Origin of the sequence: Acinetobacter sp. Q186-3 (genome assembly GCF_013420655.1) — a bacterium.
Lineage (GTDB): Bacteria > Pseudomonadota > Gammaproteobacteria > Pseudomonadales > Moraxellaceae > Acinetobacter > Acinetobacter indicus.
This window is the reverse complement of record NZ_VOXS01000016.1, coordinates 39,764-57,065: the sequence shown is the minus strand read 5'-3', so window position 1 is coordinate 57,065 and position 17,302 is coordinate 39,764. Positions and strand designations below refer to the sequence as shown.

Annotated in this window: 12 protein-coding genes and 2 pseudogenes; 7 read left to right on the top strand and 7 right to left on the bottom strand. The window is 45.4% G+C overall.

Going from position 1 to position 17,302, the window contains the following annotated elements; genetic code table 11:
* Positions 1-294 precede the first annotated feature (294 nt).
* The gene (locus FTT64_RS11990; protein ID WP_180182431.1) at positions 295-1,977 is read left to right on the top strand and encodes an AMP-binding protein; all 1,683 of its coding nucleotides are present in this window, start codon (positions 295-297) and stop codon (positions 1,975-1,977) included.
* Between the two features lie 88 nt (positions 1,978-2,065).
* Here FTT64_RS11990 and FTT64_RS11985 read toward each other — a convergent pair whose 3' ends face one another.
* The gene (locus FTT64_RS11985; protein ID WP_180182430.1) at positions 2,066-3,289 is read right to left on the bottom strand and encodes a CaiB/BaiF CoA-transferase family protein; all 1,224 of its coding nucleotides are present in this window, start codon (positions 3,287-3,289) and stop codon (positions 2,066-2,068) included.
* 358 nt (positions 3,290-3,647) lie between these two features.
* Between FTT64_RS11985 and FTT64_RS11980 the strand changes: the two genes are divergently transcribed.
* The gene (locus tag FTT64_RS11980; RefSeq protein ID WP_104489322.1) at positions 3,648-4,919 is read left to right on the top strand and encodes an MFS transporter; all 1,272 of its coding nucleotides are present in this window, start codon (positions 3,648-3,650) and stop codon (positions 4,917-4,919) included.
* Between the two features lie 87 nt (positions 4,920-5,006).
* Here the strand turns inward: FTT64_RS11980 and FTT64_RS11975 are convergent, their stop codons facing one another.
* Entirely contained in the window at positions 5,007-5,504 is a 498-nt protein-coding gene (locus FTT64_RS11975) for a MarR family winged helix-turn-helix transcriptional regulator (protein ID WP_005177946.1), read from the bottom strand.
* 424 nt (positions 5,505-5,928) lie between these two features.
* Here FTT64_RS11975 and FTT64_RS11970 point away from each other — a divergent pair, with 424 nt between their 5' ends.
* The 4 genes from FTT64_RS11970 to aliA all read left to right on the top strand — a co-directional run bounded on the left by FTT64_RS11970 (position 5,929) and on the right by aliA (position 10,541).
* Complete coding sequence (locus FTT64_RS11970; protein WP_005177943.1) at positions 5,929-6,696, top strand: glucose 1-dehydrogenase; 768 nt, start codon at positions 5,929-5,931, stop codon at positions 6,694-6,696.
* Between the two features lie 72 nt (positions 6,697-6,768).
* Complete coding sequence (badI, locus tag FTT64_RS11965) at positions 6,769-7,551, top strand: 2-ketocyclohexanecarboxyl-CoA hydrolase (protein ID WP_005177941.1); 783 nt, start codon at positions 6,769-6,771, stop codon at positions 7,549-7,551.
* A 14-nt stretch (positions 7,552-7,565) separates the two neighbouring features.
* Positions 7,566-8,723, top strand: coding sequence for a cyclohexanecarboxyl-CoA dehydrogenase (gene aliB, locus FTT64_RS11960; protein WP_005177939.1), 1,158 nt, complete (start codon positions 7,566-7,568; stop codon positions 8,721-8,723).
* Positions 8,724-8,885: 162 nt separating this feature from the next.
* Entirely contained in the window at positions 8,886-10,541 is a 1,656-nt protein-coding gene (gene aliA / locus FTT64_RS11955) for a cyclohexanecarboxylate-CoA ligase (RefSeq protein WP_127800771.1), read from the top strand.
* Positions 10,542-10,626: 85 nt separating this feature from the next.
* Here the strand turns inward: aliA and FTT64_RS11950 are convergent, their stop codons facing one another.
* Positions 10,627-11,304 (bottom strand): type 1 glutamine amidotransferase domain-containing protein, encoded by a 678-nt coding sequence (locus FTT64_RS11950; protein ID WP_180182429.1) that lies wholly within the window; start codon positions 11,302-11,304, stop codon positions 10,627-10,629.
* A 131-nt stretch (positions 11,305-11,435) separates the two neighbouring features.
* Positions 11,436-12,318 (bottom strand): annotated as a pseudogene (locus tag FTT64_RS11945) (LysR family transcriptional regulator).
* A 177-nt stretch (positions 12,319-12,495) separates the two neighbouring features.
* On the opposite strand from FTT64_RS11945, the pseudogene FTT64_RS11940 reads away from it, so the two are divergent.
* Positions 12,496-13,386, top strand: a pseudogene (locus FTT64_RS11940) (aldehyde dehydrogenase family protein); the annotation flags it as partial.
* 549 nt (positions 13,387-13,935) lie between these two features.
* Here the strand turns inward: FTT64_RS11940 and FTT64_RS11935 are convergent.
* The 3 genes from FTT64_RS11935 to FTT64_RS11925 are packed head-to-tail and all read right to left on the bottom strand — an operon-like array spanning position 13,936 to position 17,293.
* Positions 13,936-15,036, bottom strand: coding sequence for an ABC transporter permease (locus FTT64_RS11935; RefSeq protein ID WP_127800767.1), 1,101 nt, complete (start codon positions 15,034-15,036; stop codon positions 13,936-13,938).
* Complete coding sequence (locus tag FTT64_RS11930; protein ID WP_180182428.1) at positions 15,033-16,163, bottom strand: ABC transporter permease; 1,131 nt, start codon at positions 16,161-16,163, stop codon at positions 15,033-15,035. Before FTT64_RS11930 ends, FTT64_RS11935 begins: the two co-directional genes overlap by 4 nt.
* A complete protein-coding gene (locus tag FTT64_RS11925) occupies positions 16,163-17,293 on the bottom strand; it encodes an HlyD family secretion protein (RefSeq protein WP_163170103.1) in 1,131 nt (376 codons plus the stop codon). Before FTT64_RS11925 ends, FTT64_RS11930 begins: the two co-directional genes overlap by 1 nt.
* Positions 17,294-17,302: the final 9 nt, after the last annotated feature.

Genomic DNA, 17,302 nt, shown 5'->3' with positions numbered 1-17,302 from the left:
ACGGAAAATGTTTTCTAACTTAGACCAGTGTTGATCAGTCAACATTGTACGAGGCATAGCGAGGAGTAGATTTGGTTTGGCGATTAAATTCTACTTTTTCGCTATTTTTTTTGCACAGTAAATGTCAGCAGACCCTAAAATATCACCACTAATGATTGATTTTAATTTGTAAAAAATTGCTAAAAAGCCGATCAAGCATTGATCGAAGGTCGAATTTAAAGCTATTATCAAATAATACAAAATATAGTTTCACTATACAAAATAAAAGAACGCAAGCGATAGGAGAGAGCTTCAATGAGCACACAGCCATGGATTGCTGAATATCAAAAATGGAATGTAAATCCTGAATTTACTCAGCCAGATCCCACCCAGACCTTGAGTCAGACCATCGCTGAAAATCTAGAGAAATTTCAGGATAAAACAGCCTTTATCTATTTAGATAAAAAGTTCAGTTATCATGATATTGATGTGTATAGCCAGAAAATGGCGACCTTTTTACAGAATTTGGGGCTAGAGGCGGGTAGCCGTATTGCGGTGATGCTGCCAAATATTATTCAGTATCCAATTGCAACCTTTGCCATTATTCGTGCCGGTTATATTCTGGTGAATGTCAATCCGATGTATACCCGGCGCGAGCTGTATCATCAGTTGCAGGATTCTGGTGCAGAAGCTTTATTTATCCTGAATCAGACTTTAGATCAGCTCAAGGATCTGGATGAATGCCAGACGCTTAAATATGTGATTTCGACCCATCCACTGGATCTGGTGAAAGCGCAAGATACCGCAGTGCATCCACAGGCAGCGCAATATCCGGCCAAGACATTCTTTGATTTTAAGCAGGCACTTGATCAGGTCGACACGATTGATTTTAAAACACCACCCCAACAGCAAAATGACACAGTCATTCTGCAATATACCGGTGGCACAACAGGTTTATCTAAAGGCGCTGAACTGAGTCACCGCAATATTTTATTTAATATTGCCCAGAACAGTACCGTGTTTATTAGCCATTTTGGCGACCGGATGGCAGAAGAACATGAATATGTATTTTGTGCCTTGCCGCTCTACCATATTTACGGGTTTACCATCTGTCTGTTCAGTTATGGCCTGAGCCGTGGTTTTGCCAATGTGCTGATTCCGAATCCGAGAGATCTAGACGCTTTAATTGACCAGTATGCCAAGCATCCTCCGACGGTGTTTCCGGGGGTAAACACCATGTTTAATGCCTTGGCACATCATCCACGTTTTAGAAGTCTGGATCATCGTCAGCTGAAGACCACCACCGGTGGGGGTGCGCCGGTACTGAAAGCCACAGCTGACCTGTGGTATGAAGTCACAGGCCGTTATATTTATGAAGGCTATGGTTTATCCGAAACTTCACCGACTGCAACTTTTAACCCGCCTTTAAGCCAGCGTTTTAGTGGCACCATCGGTTTACCTTTGGCAGGTACCGATATTCTGATTCTGGATGATGCAGGCCAACCGGTAGCGATTAACCAAGCTGGAGAAATTGCCATTCGCGGTCCACAGGTGATGAAAGGCTATTGGCAGCAACCGGAAGCCACGGCGCAGGTATTTACCAAAGATGGCTTTTTCCTGACTGGCGATATTGGCTGTATGAATGAACAGGGCTATATCAGTATCCTTGACCGTAAAAAAGATATGATTCTGGTGTCTGGCTTTAATGTGTATCCGAATGAACTGGAATATGTGCTGTCTCAACATGTCAAAGTGTTAGAAAGTGCCGTGATTGGAATTGATGATGAAAAGTCTGGTCAGGTCCCGAAAGCATTTATTGTTAAACAAGATGCTAGCCTGAGCGAAGATGAAGTCATGGCTTATTTAAGACAGCATTTAACCAGTTATAAACTGCCTAAATATATTGAGTTTGTGGCGGAGCTGCCAAAATCTGCAGTCGGAAAAATCTTGCGTCGGGAATTGCCAAAAACCCATCAGGCGGATGCTACAGCCTGTTAGTTCAGATTTAAGAGAGACGTAGGAGAGGAAATCCTCCAATAAAAAAGGAATCCGAGGATTCCTTTTTTATTGTCGGTGGGATGCCGCCTTAGCGCTGCTGGATAATCTTTTTGGCTTTATATGCCTGCATTTCTTCTGCGCTTAAAAACCGGCTTAAGATATTGTCGGTATCTTCACCTAAGCACGGTGGGGCTTTTTTATATTCAACCGGGGTTTTGGACAGTTTAATTGGCGAGCCAATTGAGGTGTAATCTTCGCGCAGGGTATGCGGCATCTGAATTACCATTTCACGTGCCAGCACCTGTTCTTCTTCCAGAGTCTGTTGCAGGTTATTGATCATGCCCACAGGGACCTTGACGGCGTGAATTAAATCGACCCAGGTTTTGGCCGGTTGGGTATAAAAATGTTGCTGTAAAATTTGGGTGACTTCTTCACGATGCATCACTCGGCCAGAGTTGCGACTAAAACGCGGATCTTTCGGTACTTCAGGTAGGCCTATGGCATCACACAGCGCCAAGAACTGCTGGTCATTGCCGCAGGCAATAATAAATTCGCCTTCCTGTGCCTTAAACACCTGATAAGGCACAATATTGGCATGTGCATTACCAAAACGGCCCGGCACTTTGCCTGAGGTCAAATAATTCATGGCCAGCACCGATAAAGAGGCCACCTGAGTATCTAACAGGGCCATATCAATATGTTGGCCTTCACCGGTTTTTTCACGCGACAGTAAGGCGGCCTGAATGGCAATTGCAGAATATAAACCGGTGGTCAGATCGGCAAAAGCCAATCCAGCTTTTTGCGGGCCGCCACCGGGTAAATCATCGCGTTCACCGGTAACGCTCATCATGCCGCCCATGCCTTGAATAATAAAGTCATAACCCGGTTCATGAGCACGTGGACCATGCTGGCCAAAACCGGTAATCGAACAATACACCAGACGCGGGTTTATATGGCTCAGGCTTTCATAGTCCAGACCATATTTTTTCAAAGAACCGGCTTTATAGTTTTCAATGACCACATCACTGGTTTCAGCAATTTTTTTAATAATCTGCTGGCCTTCCGGGGTTGATAGATCAACAGCTACGGAATGTTTGCCACGATTGGCCGAAAGATAATAGGCAGATTCATGGGTATCTTGTTGCTGGTTGTTTTTAAGCCAGGGCGGTCCCCAGATGCGCGTATCATCGCCATGATCAGGCTTTTCAATTTTAATTACTTCTGCACCCAGATCGGCCAGAATTTGACTACACCAAGGTCCAGCCAAAATACGGCTGAGATCCAATACCCGAAAGCCTGTTAAAGCACCCATCTATTCTCACACTCCTTGTTCCGTTTTTATTTCATGTCTACATATTTTAATAATCACAGTAAACCTATATTAAAACGATCCAACACTCAACTATGCGACCGTTAATTTCGTTTAACAAAATAATATATCAAAATTTGTTTAAAATTACTTTTATCTTGTCTACCCTGAGTGAGCTAAAAAGAACGACCAAAAAACAAACAGAGGCTGAGAAGTCTTCATGACAGCAACAAAAAGATCAGGAGCAGCACAGCTATGGATTGAAAAACGCAGCACAACAATAGGCTCACATCAGGAACTTCGTGAGCGATAAACAACTGAAAAATAAACAAGGAATAGAAAGAACAAGGATATTTAATTCATGACGGATTTGGTAACTGAGCTAAAAAAGATTCAACCCACCACCAAAAGAACCCAGCAAATTGCATTTGTATTTGCCTTTCTGGCGCTGCTGGTCGATGGGGCAGACATGCTCTTGCTCTCCTTTAGCTTAAACAGTCTGAAAGCAGAATTTGGCTTAAGCAATTTACAGGCTGGTGCCCTGGGAAGCGCGACGCTGGCCGGCATGGCCGTAGGTGGTTTTCTTGGTGGCTGGGCCTGCGACCGGTTGGGTCGGGTTCGGACGGTAGTGATTTCAATCTTAATCTTTTCAATTTTAACAGCCGCACTGGGCTTTACCCAAAATTTTGAACAGTTCGCCATTCTGCGCTTTTTGTCTGCCTTTGGTATTGGTTCACTGTATATTGCAGCGAATACACTCATGGCAGAGTATGTACCGACCGAATATCGCACCACAGTATTGGGAACCCTGCAAGCCGGCTGGACAGTGGGTTATATTGTGGCAACCGTACTGGCCGGCTGGATTATTCCGGAATATGGCTGGCGTATGCTGTTCTTTATTGCCATTATTCCATCGGTGCTGGCGATTTTTATTCAGAAACTGGTGCCAGAACCAGAATCTTGGCAACGTGCAAGATTACAGCGCTTGTATGGGCCTGCTGAAACTCAAGTCAAACAGCCTGAGAAAAAGAGTACAGTTAAAGAGATTTTTGCAGACCCGCGTAACCGTAGAATGTTTATTTTATGGATTCTCACTGCCGGCTTTTTACAGTTTGGCTATTACGGAGTAAACAACTGGATGCCAGCTTATTTAGAATCCGAGTTACATATGGATTTTAAATCAATGGCGGGCTATATGATTGGGACCTATGTCGCCATGATTTTCGGTAAAGTTCTGGCCGGTTTTGCTGCAGACCGTTTAGGCCGTCGTTTTGTATTTTCCTTTGGTGCAATTGGGACCGCGATCTTCCTGCCAGTGATTGTGCTGTTTAATAGCCCGGACAATATTGCCTATCTGCTCATTTTCTTTGGTTTCCTGTACGGTATTCCGTATGCCATTAATGCGACGTATATGACTGAAAGTTTTGCAACTTCCATTCGTGGTACCGCGGTTGGCGGTGCCTATAATGCCGGGCGTATTGGCGCCATGTTTGCACCTGCAATTATTGGTGCAGCGGCGAGCGGTGGATCAATTGGTTTAGGCTTCCTGATTATGGGCGGCGCCTATTTCTTATGTGGTGCAGTATCAGGAATCTTTATTAAAGATCGTCAATACGATCCGCAAAAGGCTTAGAGTTGTAAATCAGCTGATCAAGTAATAAAAAATGAGCCTTGCAAGGCTCATTTTTTTGATTCCAGAAGTCTTATCTTCAATGTTTAATCAAACGTCCGAAGCAGTATTCTTCTGGGCAATTTGAATGCTCTTTAGCCCATCATTCACTTTGTTTAACAGGTGAATCAGAGTCACCACATCATCAAAGGCCAATGTATTTAAAGCCTGGCCATAAAAATTAAAGAAGTCATCTTGCAGGCTGTCCCAGGTTTTAAGACCTGCATCGGTCAGCGCAACATTTTTTGCACGGCGGTCCTGTTCATTAATCACGCGCTGTACCAGACCTTCGCGTTCCAGCCGTTTTAATACGGCATCCAGGTTTTGACGGCTCACACCCAGATAGTCGGTTAAATCGGAAAATGACATTCCGGATAGAACCCGTGGGCGAGACAAAGCCCCTAAAACTGCCCAGTGCACCGGAGAAATCCCCAATTCGTTGGAGCATTTGCGGTCCAGTGTATTTCCCACCTGAAACAGTCTAAAAAAAAGTCTATTGTGGGCGGAATATAAGGATTGATCATATTTTTTTGTTAGAGCATCAGTCATTCTAAAAGACCACCCTGATCAAATTCATTCAATAAGCTGCATTATACCCAAAAGGTATCTTGTATAAATCAGTCTCTGTTTTCTATCTGGCTGTAATTCAGAGGGGATCAGCAATTTTCCTTTGCTGGTCGTGCCCACATTTTTGCGCCTCCGTTCAGTACTGTATAGATGATCCTTCCTCTTTCTTGGTTCTGTCACATCTGCTTGCTTTACGCATAAAACTTAAGATTAAAGCCAATTTATGTCAATGTATTTATTTTTAATAAATCATAAATAATTGATATATTTAATTTAAATTAATTTTAAACTTTATTTTATGTAAATGTATTGACATAAAATTATTCTACTCCTATTGTAAAGAACATGGGTATTGAATAAAAAACGGCCAGGCAAATTGGCATAAGAACAGCGCAGGGAGACATAAATGAAAGGCTTAAAGGATAAAGTGGTTATTGTGACAGGCGGTGCAGGTGGAATTGGTTCAGCAACCTGTCGCCGGCTGGCAGAAGAGGGCGCTAAAGTCGCAATCTTTGATATGAATATGACCGCAGCAGAGCAGTTGGCGCAGGAGATTAACCAGCAGAACGGTCAGGCATTGGCAGTACAGTGTGATATTACCAATCACAATACAGTTGAGCAGGCTGTACAGCAGGTCGAAAGCCAGCTGGGGCCGGTAGATGGCCTAGTCAATAATGCCGGTTGGGATATTTTTAAGCCTTTTGTTAAAACCAATCCACAGGAATGGGACAAGCTGATCCAGATTAATCTGGTTGGTATGCTGAATATGCATTTTGCTGTCCTGAAGGGCATGGTTGAGCGTAATACGGGCAGTATCGTCAATATTGCATCAGATGCTGCACGGGTCGGTTCTTCAGGTGAAGCGGTTTATGCGGCCTGTAAAGGTGGACTGCTGTCATTTTCGAAAACGCTGGCACGTGAGCATTCGCGTCATAACATCAAGATTAATGTGATTTGCCCGGGTCCAACCGATACAGCACTCTTGGCTGGCGTGACCGAAGGTGCATCGAATCCGGAAAAATTACGGGAAGCCTTTATCCGCTCAATTCCACTGGGCCGTTTGGGGCAACCTGAAGATTTGGCCTCTGCAATTGCCTTCTTTTTAAGTGAAGATGCCAGCTTTATTACCGGACAGGTGCTGAGTGTTTCAGGTGGTTTAACCATGAGTGGCTAAGTCGAAACCCGCATTAAAGGTCAAAAATAAAATCAGATGAGTACAGATAGGATTAATACAGGAAGTATAACCATGAATTTTGAAGATATTTTATATGAAGTGAAAAACGGCGTGGCCTGGATCACCATTAACCGCCCCGAAAAAATGAATGCCTTTCGCGGGACCACGTGTGATGAGCTAATCAAGGCTTTAAATAAGGCAGGCTATGACCGGGATGTGGGTGCCATTGTCCTGGCAGGAGCAGGTGAAAAAGCTTTCTGTACTGGCGGTGACCAGTCTGCACATGATGGTAATTATGATGGACGCGGCACCATTGGCCTACCGATGGAAGAATTACATACCGCCATCCGTGATGTGCCCAAACCGGTGATTGCCCGTGTACAAGGTTATGCAATTGGTGGCGGGAATGTGCTGGCGACCATTTGTGACCTGACCATCTGTTCTGAAAAAGCGATTTTTGGCCAGGTCGGTCCCAAAATGGGCTCTGTCGATCCGGGCTATGGCACAGCGTATCTGGCGCGTGTCGTCGGTGAGAAAAAAGCCCGTGAAATCTGGTACTTGTGCCGCCGTTATAGCGGTCAGGAAGCGGTTGAAATCGGGCTGGCCAATAAGTGCGTACCGGCTGATCAGCTGGATGCCGAAGTACAGGCATGGGCAGAAGAAATCTGTCAGCGTAGTCCGACAGCAATTGCTATTGCCAAACGCAGTTTCAATATGGATACCGCACATCAGGCCGGAATTGCCGGGATGGGCATGTATGCCCTGAAACTGTATTACGACACAGAAGAATCGCGCGAAGGCGTTAATGCACTTAAAGAAAAACGCCAGCCTGAATTTCGTAAATTTTATAAATAATAAGGAAAATACGTATGACTCAAAATCCTTATATCACGGAAGAACTGGCATTTTTAGCAGAAACGGTTGAAAAATTTGCACAAAAATATATTGCACCCGGTTTTTTAGCGCGTGATCAAAGTCGTGTCTTTGATCGTGACCTGGTGAAAAAAATGGGCGAGATGGGCTTTATTGCACCAGAACTTCCAGAACAATACGGCGGCCAGGGCATGGGCCGGCTGGCTGCGGGTATTATTCATGAAGCGGTGGCCAAGGCCGATTTAAGTTTCTCCTATATTAACTTGCTGGCTTCCTTAAATGGACAGATTCTGGCGGAACATGGTCAACCTGAGGTGGTGGAACCGTGGCTGAGAAAGCTGACCGCGGGTGAAGCCATTTTCTCAATTGCACTCACCGAGCCACGTGGGGGTTCAGATGCCGCCAACTTACGTTTAAAAATCGAACGTGAGGGAGATGAATATGTCATTAATGGTGAAAAAACCTCGATTTCTGCAGCTGATCAGGCTGATGCATCGGTGGTGTTTGGACGTACCGGTTCGGTTGAAGATGGTGCACATGGCGTAACGGCATTGCTGGTGCCGATGGACTTGCCGGGTATTAGCACCACACGTTTTGATTGTCATGGCCAGCGTGCCATTGGTCGCGGTTCCATTTTCTTTGATAACGTTCGGGTTCCGGTCAATCATCGCCTGGGAGATGAAAACAAAGGGTTTGTCCAGGTTATGCAAGGATTTGACTTTTCCCGTGCCTTGATTGGTTTACAGGTGCTGGCTGTAGCACGGGTGAGCCTGGATGAAGCCTGGGAATATGCAGCGCAGCGCGAAGCTTTTGGCCAGCCACTCACGGCATTTCAGGGCATTTCACATCCTCTGGCTGAATATGAAACCCAGGTCGAAGCCGCACGGTTATTGTGTTTGCAAACGTTATGGCTAAAAGACAACCATTTACCGCACACCTCTGAAGCCGGGATGTGTAAATGGTGGGGGCCGAAACTGGCCTATGATGTGATTCATCAATGCTTACTGACCTTTGGTCATGCAGGCTATGACCGCGGAGTGATGGAGCAGCGTATGCGCGATGTACTGGGCTTCCAGATTGGTGATGGCACTGCGCAAATTATGAAAACTATTATTGCGCGTAAAAAAGCCGGACGCAAAGCTGTTCCAGCTTGATGTAAACCGATGACGTGGATGCGTGATCAATCCTGCAGATGACACAAATAGAAGTTTGAGTCATCTGCATAGCAGAGTTTGTATCTGCAATTTTCGGGCTGACGACGATTGTGCGGTCTGACCAAGAGAACAGGTAGATAATTATAAAATTGGAGTTATAGAATGGATTTCGATGCGGTTCTTTTACCCCCACGCCGGGAAAAAATGTTGCAACAAGGTTATTGGTTAAATAAGACCATTCTTCAATCATTGAATGAAGCGGTACAGCAAGATCCAGATAAAATTGCCTTGGTCAGCTATAAAACTGAAAGTCAGTCAGAGCAAAGTTTTACTTACCGGGAAATGCTGGAGACAGCCAATAAAATTTCGTTGGGATTAAAACAGTTAGGTGTACAGAAACAGGATATTGTGTCTTGCCAACTCCCCAACTGGTGGGAGTTCACTTTATTGTATATTGCGTGTCGTCGGATTGGTGCCATCCTGAATCCGCTGATGCCGATTTTCCGAGAGCGTGAGCTTTCATTTATGCTGAAACATACGGAAAGTAAGGTCTTTATCGTACCGAAAGTGTTCCGTAAGTTTGATCATGAAAAACTGGCCGATCAATTACAGAAAAATATTGAGAGCCTGGAACAGATTATTGTCGTCGGTGGTGAAGGCGAGAACAGTTTTGAAAATTTATTGCTTAACCATGGACTGGATCAAGATCCACAAATCCTGAATACCCTGAATGATGTCACCATCACAGCCGATGATATTGCACAACTGGTGTTTACCTCAGGTACCACAGGTGAACCCAAAGGTGTGATGCATACTGCGAACACTTTATTTTCCAATATCGTACCTTATGCCAAGCGTTTGCATTTAAACCAGAATGATGTGATTTTCATGGGATCACCGATGGCACATCAAACTGGCTTTATGTATGGCCTGATCATGCCAGTGCTGTTAAAAGCCAAAGCGGTATTGCTGGATGTCTGGGAGGTCAATACTGCCATTGATCTGATTCACAAGCATCAGGCGACCTTCACCATGGCTTCGACGCCATTCTTAAATGACTTATCTGAAGCGGTACTCAATAGTCACAAATCTTTAGATAGTTTGAAAATATTCCTGTGTGCAGGCGCACCTATTCCAAGCACGCTGGTACAAAAAGCGCGTCAAAACATCGGTGTGAAAGTGATTTCCGCTTGGGGCATGACCGAGTGTGGTGCTGTGACTACGACTCGTCCGGAAGATGATGATGAGCGTTCATTTAATACTGACGGTCTGCCACTTCCTGGTGTTGAAGTCAAAGTGGTGGGGGATGATGGCGAGGAATTAGCACCGCATCAATCAGGCACACTAATGATCCGGAGTTGTTCGAATTTTGGTGGCTATCTGAAACGTCCGCATTTAAATGAAACCAGTGAAGATGACTGGTTTGATACCGGTGATATTGCCTACCTGGACGAGCAGGGTTATATCCGCATTGCCGGACGTAAAAAAGATGTAATTATTCGCGGTGGTGAAAATATTCCGGTGGCCGAAGTTGAATCGTTGATCTACCTGCATCCAGATGTAGCGACCGTGGCATTAATTCCGTATGCAGATGAACGGCTGGGTGAAAAAGCCTGCGCCATCGTGAAGCTCAAAGAAGGCACGCAAACCATGCAGTTAAAGGATCTGGTCGAGTTCCTGAAAGCACACAATCTGGCAATTCAGTATATTCCAGAGCGTTTAGAAATCTGGGATGAAATTCCAATGACCCCGTCAGGGAAAATCCAGAAATTTAAACTTCGGGAAATGCTGGCCCAGCATATTGCATCTGCCAGTTAATTCCTTTCATTAAAAGCAAAACTCCTGATAATTAATTCAGGAGTTTTCTATTAAGCACAAAAAGCGATGACGTCGATGACTATGCTTATTTCGAGAATTTCAATAATGCTTCTGCGGTCGCCTCTGAGGATGCCGGATTCTGTCCGGTAATCAGCAAACCATCTTGCTGTACATGCACCTGCCAGTCCTCAGCTTTTGAATATTGTCCGCCGTGTTCTTTCAGCATATCTTCAACTAAAAAGGGCACAACATTGGTCAGCCCAACCGCATCTTCTTCTGTATTACTAAAACCGGTTACAGTCTTGCCTTTGACCAGCGGTTGGCCATCCTGTGCTTTGACATGACGTAATACTCCCGGCGCATGACAGACCAACGCCACCGGTTTATTTGCTTGCAATGTTTGTTCAATCAAAGAGATAGAATCCGGGTCTTCGGCCAAATCCCATAATGGCCCATGACCACCCGGATAAAACACGGCATCAAAATCGGCAATCGACACCTCACTGAGTTTGCGTGTCTGCGCCAGATCTTGCATGGCGGCGGTATCTGCCTTAAAACGTTCAGTGGCTTTGGTCTGGGCATCGGGTGCATTACTTTTGGGATCAAGAGGCGGTTGACCACCTTTAGGAGAGGCCAAGGTGACTTCGGCACCAGCATCAACAAAAGCATAATAAGGGGCAGCCAGCTCTTCCAGCCAGAAGCCGGTCTGTTTGCCTGTATCACCCAGACGGTCATGAGAGGTCAGCACGATGAGAATCTTCATATCCTTTTCCTGAATGGTTTATATTATTCGGTTCATCGGCTGTTAATTTAGCAAGCGTAAGAAGCGCTAAGTGTTGTGATATGTTCAGTTGCTGTATCGGCGTGTGTCAATCGCCAGATACCATAAGAATTTTAAGTTCCCATTAACAGGGCCTGCTGTACATCGGCCTGTTTGCGCAGGAAATCCCAGACCAGTTTTATTTTCGGTTCATGCTGTAAATCGACCAGGGTCAACATCCAGAAGGTATGGGTAAAACTGACCTGATCACCCAGGACTTCTTGCAGATCGGGTTTATCATGCACCAGAAATCGCGGCAAAATTGCCAGTCCGGCGCCGGTACTGACCGCAATCTGCTGGGCCAGAATACTGTTACTGCGAAAACAGGCTGTCACTTGCAGCGGCAAACGTTCCAGCGAATACAGCGCCGAGCTATACACCAGATCGTCAATATAATCGACAAATCGGTGCTGTTTCAGATCTTCTAGCTGTCTAATTGGTGGATTTTGCTGTAAATAGCTTTGACTGCCGTACAGTTTTAAACAGTAATTTGAGAGCCGGGTAATGATGTAAGGCCCGGATTTAGGCCGGTCAATTGAAATGACAATATCGGCTTCACGATGTGAAAGTTTGATGGTTTTGGGCACCGGAATCAGGTCAATAGTCAGCGAGGGATAATGCTGTGAAAACTCCGCCAGCAGCCGGGCCAGAAACGCCGTCCCGAAACCTTCCGGCGCACCAGCGTACCCGGCCCTGTAAAGGGTCATGGCGTTTATCAATCTGGATAAAAGACTGTTCCATCTGTTCGACGCGGGGCACCAGTGCCAGACCTTCCGCAGTCAGCTCATAGCCTTTGGCTTCACGTTTAAACAGCTGGGTACCCAAGGTGTTTTCCAGCGCCTGAATGCGCCGTGCCACGGTGCTGTGTTCCACTTCCATCAGGCGCGCAGCATTGGTGAGGGTTTTGGCCCGGGCCAAGACCAGAAAAAAGCGTAAGTGATCCCAATCAACTTTCATTTTATGTTTAACATCCTGTTAAATCTCTGTGCAAATTTGCACAACCGTCGTGCACCAATCTCTATTGGTGCCAAAAGTGTTCTTTGTTAGTCTGCTGAAACAGCGTAAAAAATAATACGTTAAAAACAGCCAGTAAAGGCAGATAAAACGACAATAACAAACCAGCACGGAGCGACCATGAACGCGATTCATCATCCCCATTCGAATACCGGCATCACCACGGCAAAACTGCTGATTAATGGTGAATTTATCGACTCCACCACCAGCCATTGGCAGGATATTGTCAATCCTGCCACTCAGGAAGTTCTGGGTCAGGTACCATTTGCCACTGCAGAAGAAGTCAATGCCGCCATTGCCGCAGCCCAACAGGCTTTTGCCAGCTGGCGTGAAACACCTATTCAGGCCCGTATGCGGATTATGCTGAAACTGCAGGAGCTGATCCGTCAAAACTTAAAAAGTATTGCACAAGTCCTGACCGCTGAACAGGGCAAAACATTAGCAGATGCCGAAGGTGATATTCAGCGTGGCTTGGAAGTGGTAGAACATGCCTGCTCGGTCGGTTCGCTGCAAATGGGTGAATATATTGAAGGCGTGGCGCGCGGGGTCGATACCTATACCATGCAGCAACCCTTAGGTGTCTGTGCCGGAATTACTCCATTTAATTTCCCGGCGATGATTCCATTGTGGATGTTCCCAATGGCCATTGTCTGTGGCAATACTTTTGTTTTAAAGCCGTCGGAGCAGGATCCGCTATCGACCATGATGCTGGTCGAGCTGGCGATGCAGGCCGGTGTTCCTGCCGGGGTACTGAATGTGGTGCATGGCGGTAAAGAAGTGGTCGATCTGCTGTGTACGCATTCTGACATCAAGGCCATTTCCTTTGTCGGTTCAACCGCGGTCGGTACCCATGTCTATAACCTGGCAGGCCAGCATGGCAAACGGGTGCAGTCAATGATGGGCGCCAAAAACCATGTGGTGGTGATGCCGGATGCCAATAAAGAACAGACCTTAAATGCCTTGGTTGGTGCAGCTGGTCAGCGTTGTATGGCCCTGTCTTTGGCGTTGATGTTTAGTGTTTAAATTAAAATAGTGGTCTTTAAATATTGGATACTAAAGTCAGATGCACTTGGCTCAGCGATTATCATTTCAATACAGCCTCATTTTGATGATTAAGCTTTTGCTTTATATGTATTAATCCCAGCTCCCGAAGGAACTGGGATTACCTACAAAATTAAAGTGAAGAGTTGTTCATAACGTCTTCAGGATTGGGTAAATGAGCCAGAAGCTTCGTTCTGACTCAGCGGAATTACCTTACATATTTGGGTAATTCGTGTTAGCGGCAGTGTAAAACTGACCCCCTTGGTTAATATAGCGGTCATGGGGGAGATTAAGAACCACCGCACCATGAGATCGTGACGGTACATTTGAGCCACATCTTACTAAAAAGAATCAGACCAGTATCACGCAAATAGATAGCCAGATTCTATTCCTATATTCGTGACTGGCGTTTAGCCATGAGCCGATTTATTATTGAATTCGGTGACCAGTGAAGCAATCACCTTTAAATTTATCAAAAGCAATTACATAAAATTATTTACAGGTTCAATAATATACAAGCTAGAAAGTTCCACAGTTTGAAATTAAACGTCGATAAGCCAAGAAAAAGCACAAGCTGCCGATCATTCCGAGATAAAGCAATTTAGGCAAGACTAGCTCTGTAGGTACACCCATCTGATTGAGTTGAATAAACATCTGCACAATTTGGGTGGAAGGCAGGATTTCGCCAACGACTTGCATCCAGATAGGCATTGCAGCATGCGGCCAGGCCGCACCAGATAAAAAGAACAGTGGAATGGAAGTGAATACAATTACATGACCCGCACGTTCCGGCAGATCCAGAAAACTGGCGAATAGGCAGGTCATGCCAATTATTGTATAGATAAAAACCGGAACAGCCAGTAGCATCCCGAACAGGTTGCCACCACGTGGATAATCAAATAGCCAGAAGCTAAAGCCGAATAAATAGAAACATCCCAGACAGCCAATAGTAAAGACCGCTAAACACATCCCAATCAATGCATTTGTGTTTAATTCTATTTTTCTTTCCCGATATACCAAAATCAGCATACTCAAACCCAGAAGAATAGTTTGGTGGATAATTAAAGGTGCAACCGCAGGAAAGACATAACTGCCATAGCCGGATAGCGGATTAAATAAAGGAATTTGATGCACAGAAAGGGCAGGTGAAAAGTCCGAGACCTCGCCAAAGCGTTCAGTATAGTCTGCCAAAGTTTGCTCAACCGATGTGGCTAAGCCCAGACCAATTTGTTTGGTCACTAAAAAGTTGGCTGTGCTTAAATACAGGCCAATGCCGCCTGTTTCACCATGCCTTAAGCTTTGCGATAAATTGTCCGGTAGCAGTAAAATGCCATCGGCTTTTTGAGATTCAACCCATTGTTTGGCTTCGGCAAAATTGCCGGTAATCGCCTCAATTTCCACATTGGGGCTTTGTGCCACCTGACCAATAATACGGGTGCTTAAGTTACTTTGTTCTTCATCGACAATAATAATCGGTAAGGCTTCAGCCTGCTGTGCCTGATAAGCGGTTGGATAAAAAAAGCTGTAAAATAAGACGGATAGAATCAGCGTGGTAAAGATCGCGCCGTGACTGACAATATCCTTGAAGCCTTGCAGATAGTAAAACCAGAGGGATTTCATTGGACTGCTCCTTTAGCTATTTTTTTAAGAAACAGATAAGCCAGCAGAGCGTAGACTAGGGCATAGATCAGCAGCATTAATCCAGCTTGCAGTGAAATATGCAATGGACTACCAATCACCCATTGTTCAGTTTGTAATTTGGCATAGGGCGTAAACGGAATAATATTGGACCAAAACTGGGTGAATAGGGGCGCATTATTTAAAGGGAGGGTCACACCGGCAAAACTTAAAGATGAACCACCATAGACCGCAATGATGCCAAAAGATTTACTTAAATCTTTGGTTGCCAGAACCACTGCACTGCTTAAAAATGCATAAGCGCTATATAGCAGAAATTGTGCCGATAGAATCAGAGCGAGCGAGCCGGCAACAAACCAGCCGCGAATTTCAATCAGCCAGAACATCCAGATCCAGGTCCATAGACTAAAAATAGCCACATAGACCAGGTTCTTAGACAGTAATGCCATCCAGATGGATGAGTTGCTAATCCAGCTTGTTAAGGTCTGCCGCTTCAGTTCCTGACCGACGGAAAATGCCACACAACAACACAGCAGTAAATGCAGAATTGCCGGAATGACATAGAGTTCCAGATAGAATTCATAATTCAGCTGCGGATTATACAGCGGCGATATTTTGATATGCGGTGACGGTGCTTCGAGAGAAGGCAGCCGGTTGCCCAGATATTGCTGTCCGCTAAATTCAGCCAGTGCTTGCAGGGTACTGACCAGCATGGCAGAGGAAATGGTATTTCCGATACTGAAATAACTCTGGTTAAAGGCAATACTGATGTCAGCATCCCGGGCACGAACCAGACGTTGCTCGGCACCGCTGGGAATATGGATATAACCCCAAATTTTATTTTGATTTAACAGGCGCTCAATTTCAGCTGTTTGTTCCGACACCGTAGCAATTTTAAGAGTATGATTCAGCGCCACATGCTGATAAATGCTTTGACTCAGCGCACTCTGGTCTTGATCAATAATCGCAATCGGTAAATGATCCGGTTTCCCTTGAGCAAACATGCTGCTGAATAAAATAATCACCAGTGCAGGTGCGAGCGTGACCAGACACAGATCCCATTTTTCGCGGAGCAGATAGCGCAGTTCGCGCCATATACCCGTCCACATTATCGGGTCTCTTTCAGTTTAAATAACACGCTCATCCCGACTTTCAGTTCAGAAATCGCTGGTGTGGGTACAAGATGCAGCTTAAAACTGCGCACATCATAACCGCCGGTTTGACGTGTGGTCTTAATGGTGGCAAATTCACCTTCAGCACTGATCTGTCTAATTTGAAAAGTGGCGGTTTTATCTAGGGCGGGAATATAACCTTCAATACTGCTCATTTTCTGAAATGGGGCATATTGGTCTTCACGAATATTCAGGCTCACCCACATTTGATCTTCAATCAGGCTGACCACAGGGACTGCGGTGGCTACCAGCTCCGAGACTTTGCCATAGGTTTTAGACACCGTTCCGTTTACAGGTGCTACTAATTGGGTTTCTGCCTCTAATGCATTGGCTTCATCCAGCGCAGCCTGGGCAATATCTACTTGTGCATCGGCAGAACTCTTTTGCTGCGAGGTGCTGCCACGTTTGGCACGTGCGTATTGCTGATACGCTGCTTCTGTCATTTGTGCCGCTGATTGACTGGCTGCATACAATTCATCACGGCGCTGGCGTGAAATCACACCTTCCTTAAATAAATTTGCACCACGCTCATAAGAAACTTTGGCTAAATTTTGCTGTGCTTTCAACGATTGCCAGTTGGCATACAGGCTCGCGATATTTTCTTCTTGCGAGCCACGTTCAGCAGTCGATTGTAAGGCCAGCGCAGATTGTAAAGCCGCTGCGGCTTGCTGTTTTTTGGCCTGAATTTCCGGGCTGTTTAAGCGCACCAGCACATCGCCTTTTTTGACTCGCTGACCTTCTTCTACATAAATTTCTTCAATACGGCTTGGCACTTTGGTCGCCACCTGAACTGTTTCAGCTTCTACACGACCCTGCAATTCAAGCGGAGCCGGTTGGTAGCTTTTCCATAATCCAAATGCGATGACTGCCAGCAGAACTGGAATCAGGGCGAGCAATAAATATTTTTTCTTTTTAGCGATTTCAGGAGCTTGTTGTTGCTCGGTCGAAGTCGTCGCGTTGTTTTCTATTTCAGTTTTTGTTTCTACCTGTTGCGCAGGCGATTTTTCTGTATCGCTGGATGAAGCCGCTTCATTCACAGGATCATTGGGTTTTTGATCTTCGTTCATGTTCGGCTC

Excerpts from the sequence above, each read along its gene's own strand:
- FTT64_RS11990 (WP_180182431.1), top strand. The coding sequence starts at position 295 with ATGAGCACACAGCCATGGATTGCTGAATATCAAAAATGGAATGTAAAT.
- FTT64_RS11985 (WP_180182430.1), bottom strand. The coding sequence starts at position 3,289 with ATGGGTGCTTTAACAGGCTTTCGGGTATTGGATCTCAGCCGTATTTTG.
- FTT64_RS11980 (WP_104489322.1), top strand. The coding sequence starts at position 3,648 with ATGACGGATTTGGTAACTGAGCTAAAAAAGATTCAACCCACCACCAAA.
- FTT64_RS11975 (WP_005177946.1), bottom strand. The coding sequence starts at position 5,504 with ATGACTGATGCTCTAACAAAAAAATATGATCAATCCTTATATTCCGCC.
- FTT64_RS11970 (WP_005177943.1), top strand. The coding sequence starts at position 5,929 with ATGAAAGGCTTAAAGGATAAAGTGGTTATTGTGACAGGCGGTGCAGGT.
- badI (WP_005177941.1), top strand. The coding sequence starts at position 6,769 with ATGAATTTTGAAGATATTTTATATGAAGTGAAAAACGGCGTGGCCTGG.
- aliB (WP_005177939.1), top strand. The coding sequence starts at position 7,566 with ATGACTCAAAATCCTTATATCACGGAAGAACTGGCATTTTTAGCAGAA.
- aliA (WP_127800771.1), top strand. The coding sequence starts at position 8,886 with ATGGATTTCGATGCGGTTCTTTTACCCCCACGCCGGGAAAAAATGTTG.
- FTT64_RS11950 (WP_180182429.1), bottom strand. The coding sequence starts at position 11,304 with ATGAAGATTCTCATCGTGCTGACCTCTCATGACCGTCTGGGTGATACA.
- FTT64_RS11935 (WP_127800767.1), bottom strand. The coding sequence starts at position 15,036 with ATGAAATCCCTCTGGTTTTACTATCTGCAAGGCTTCAAGGATATTGTC.
- FTT64_RS11930 (WP_180182428.1), bottom strand. The coding sequence starts at position 16,163 with ATGTGGACGGGTATATGGCGCGAACTGCGCTATCTGCTCCGCGAAAAA.
- FTT64_RS11925 (WP_163170103.1), bottom strand. The coding sequence starts at position 17,293 with ATGAACGAAGATCAAAAACCCAATGATCCTGTGAATGAAGCGGCTTCA.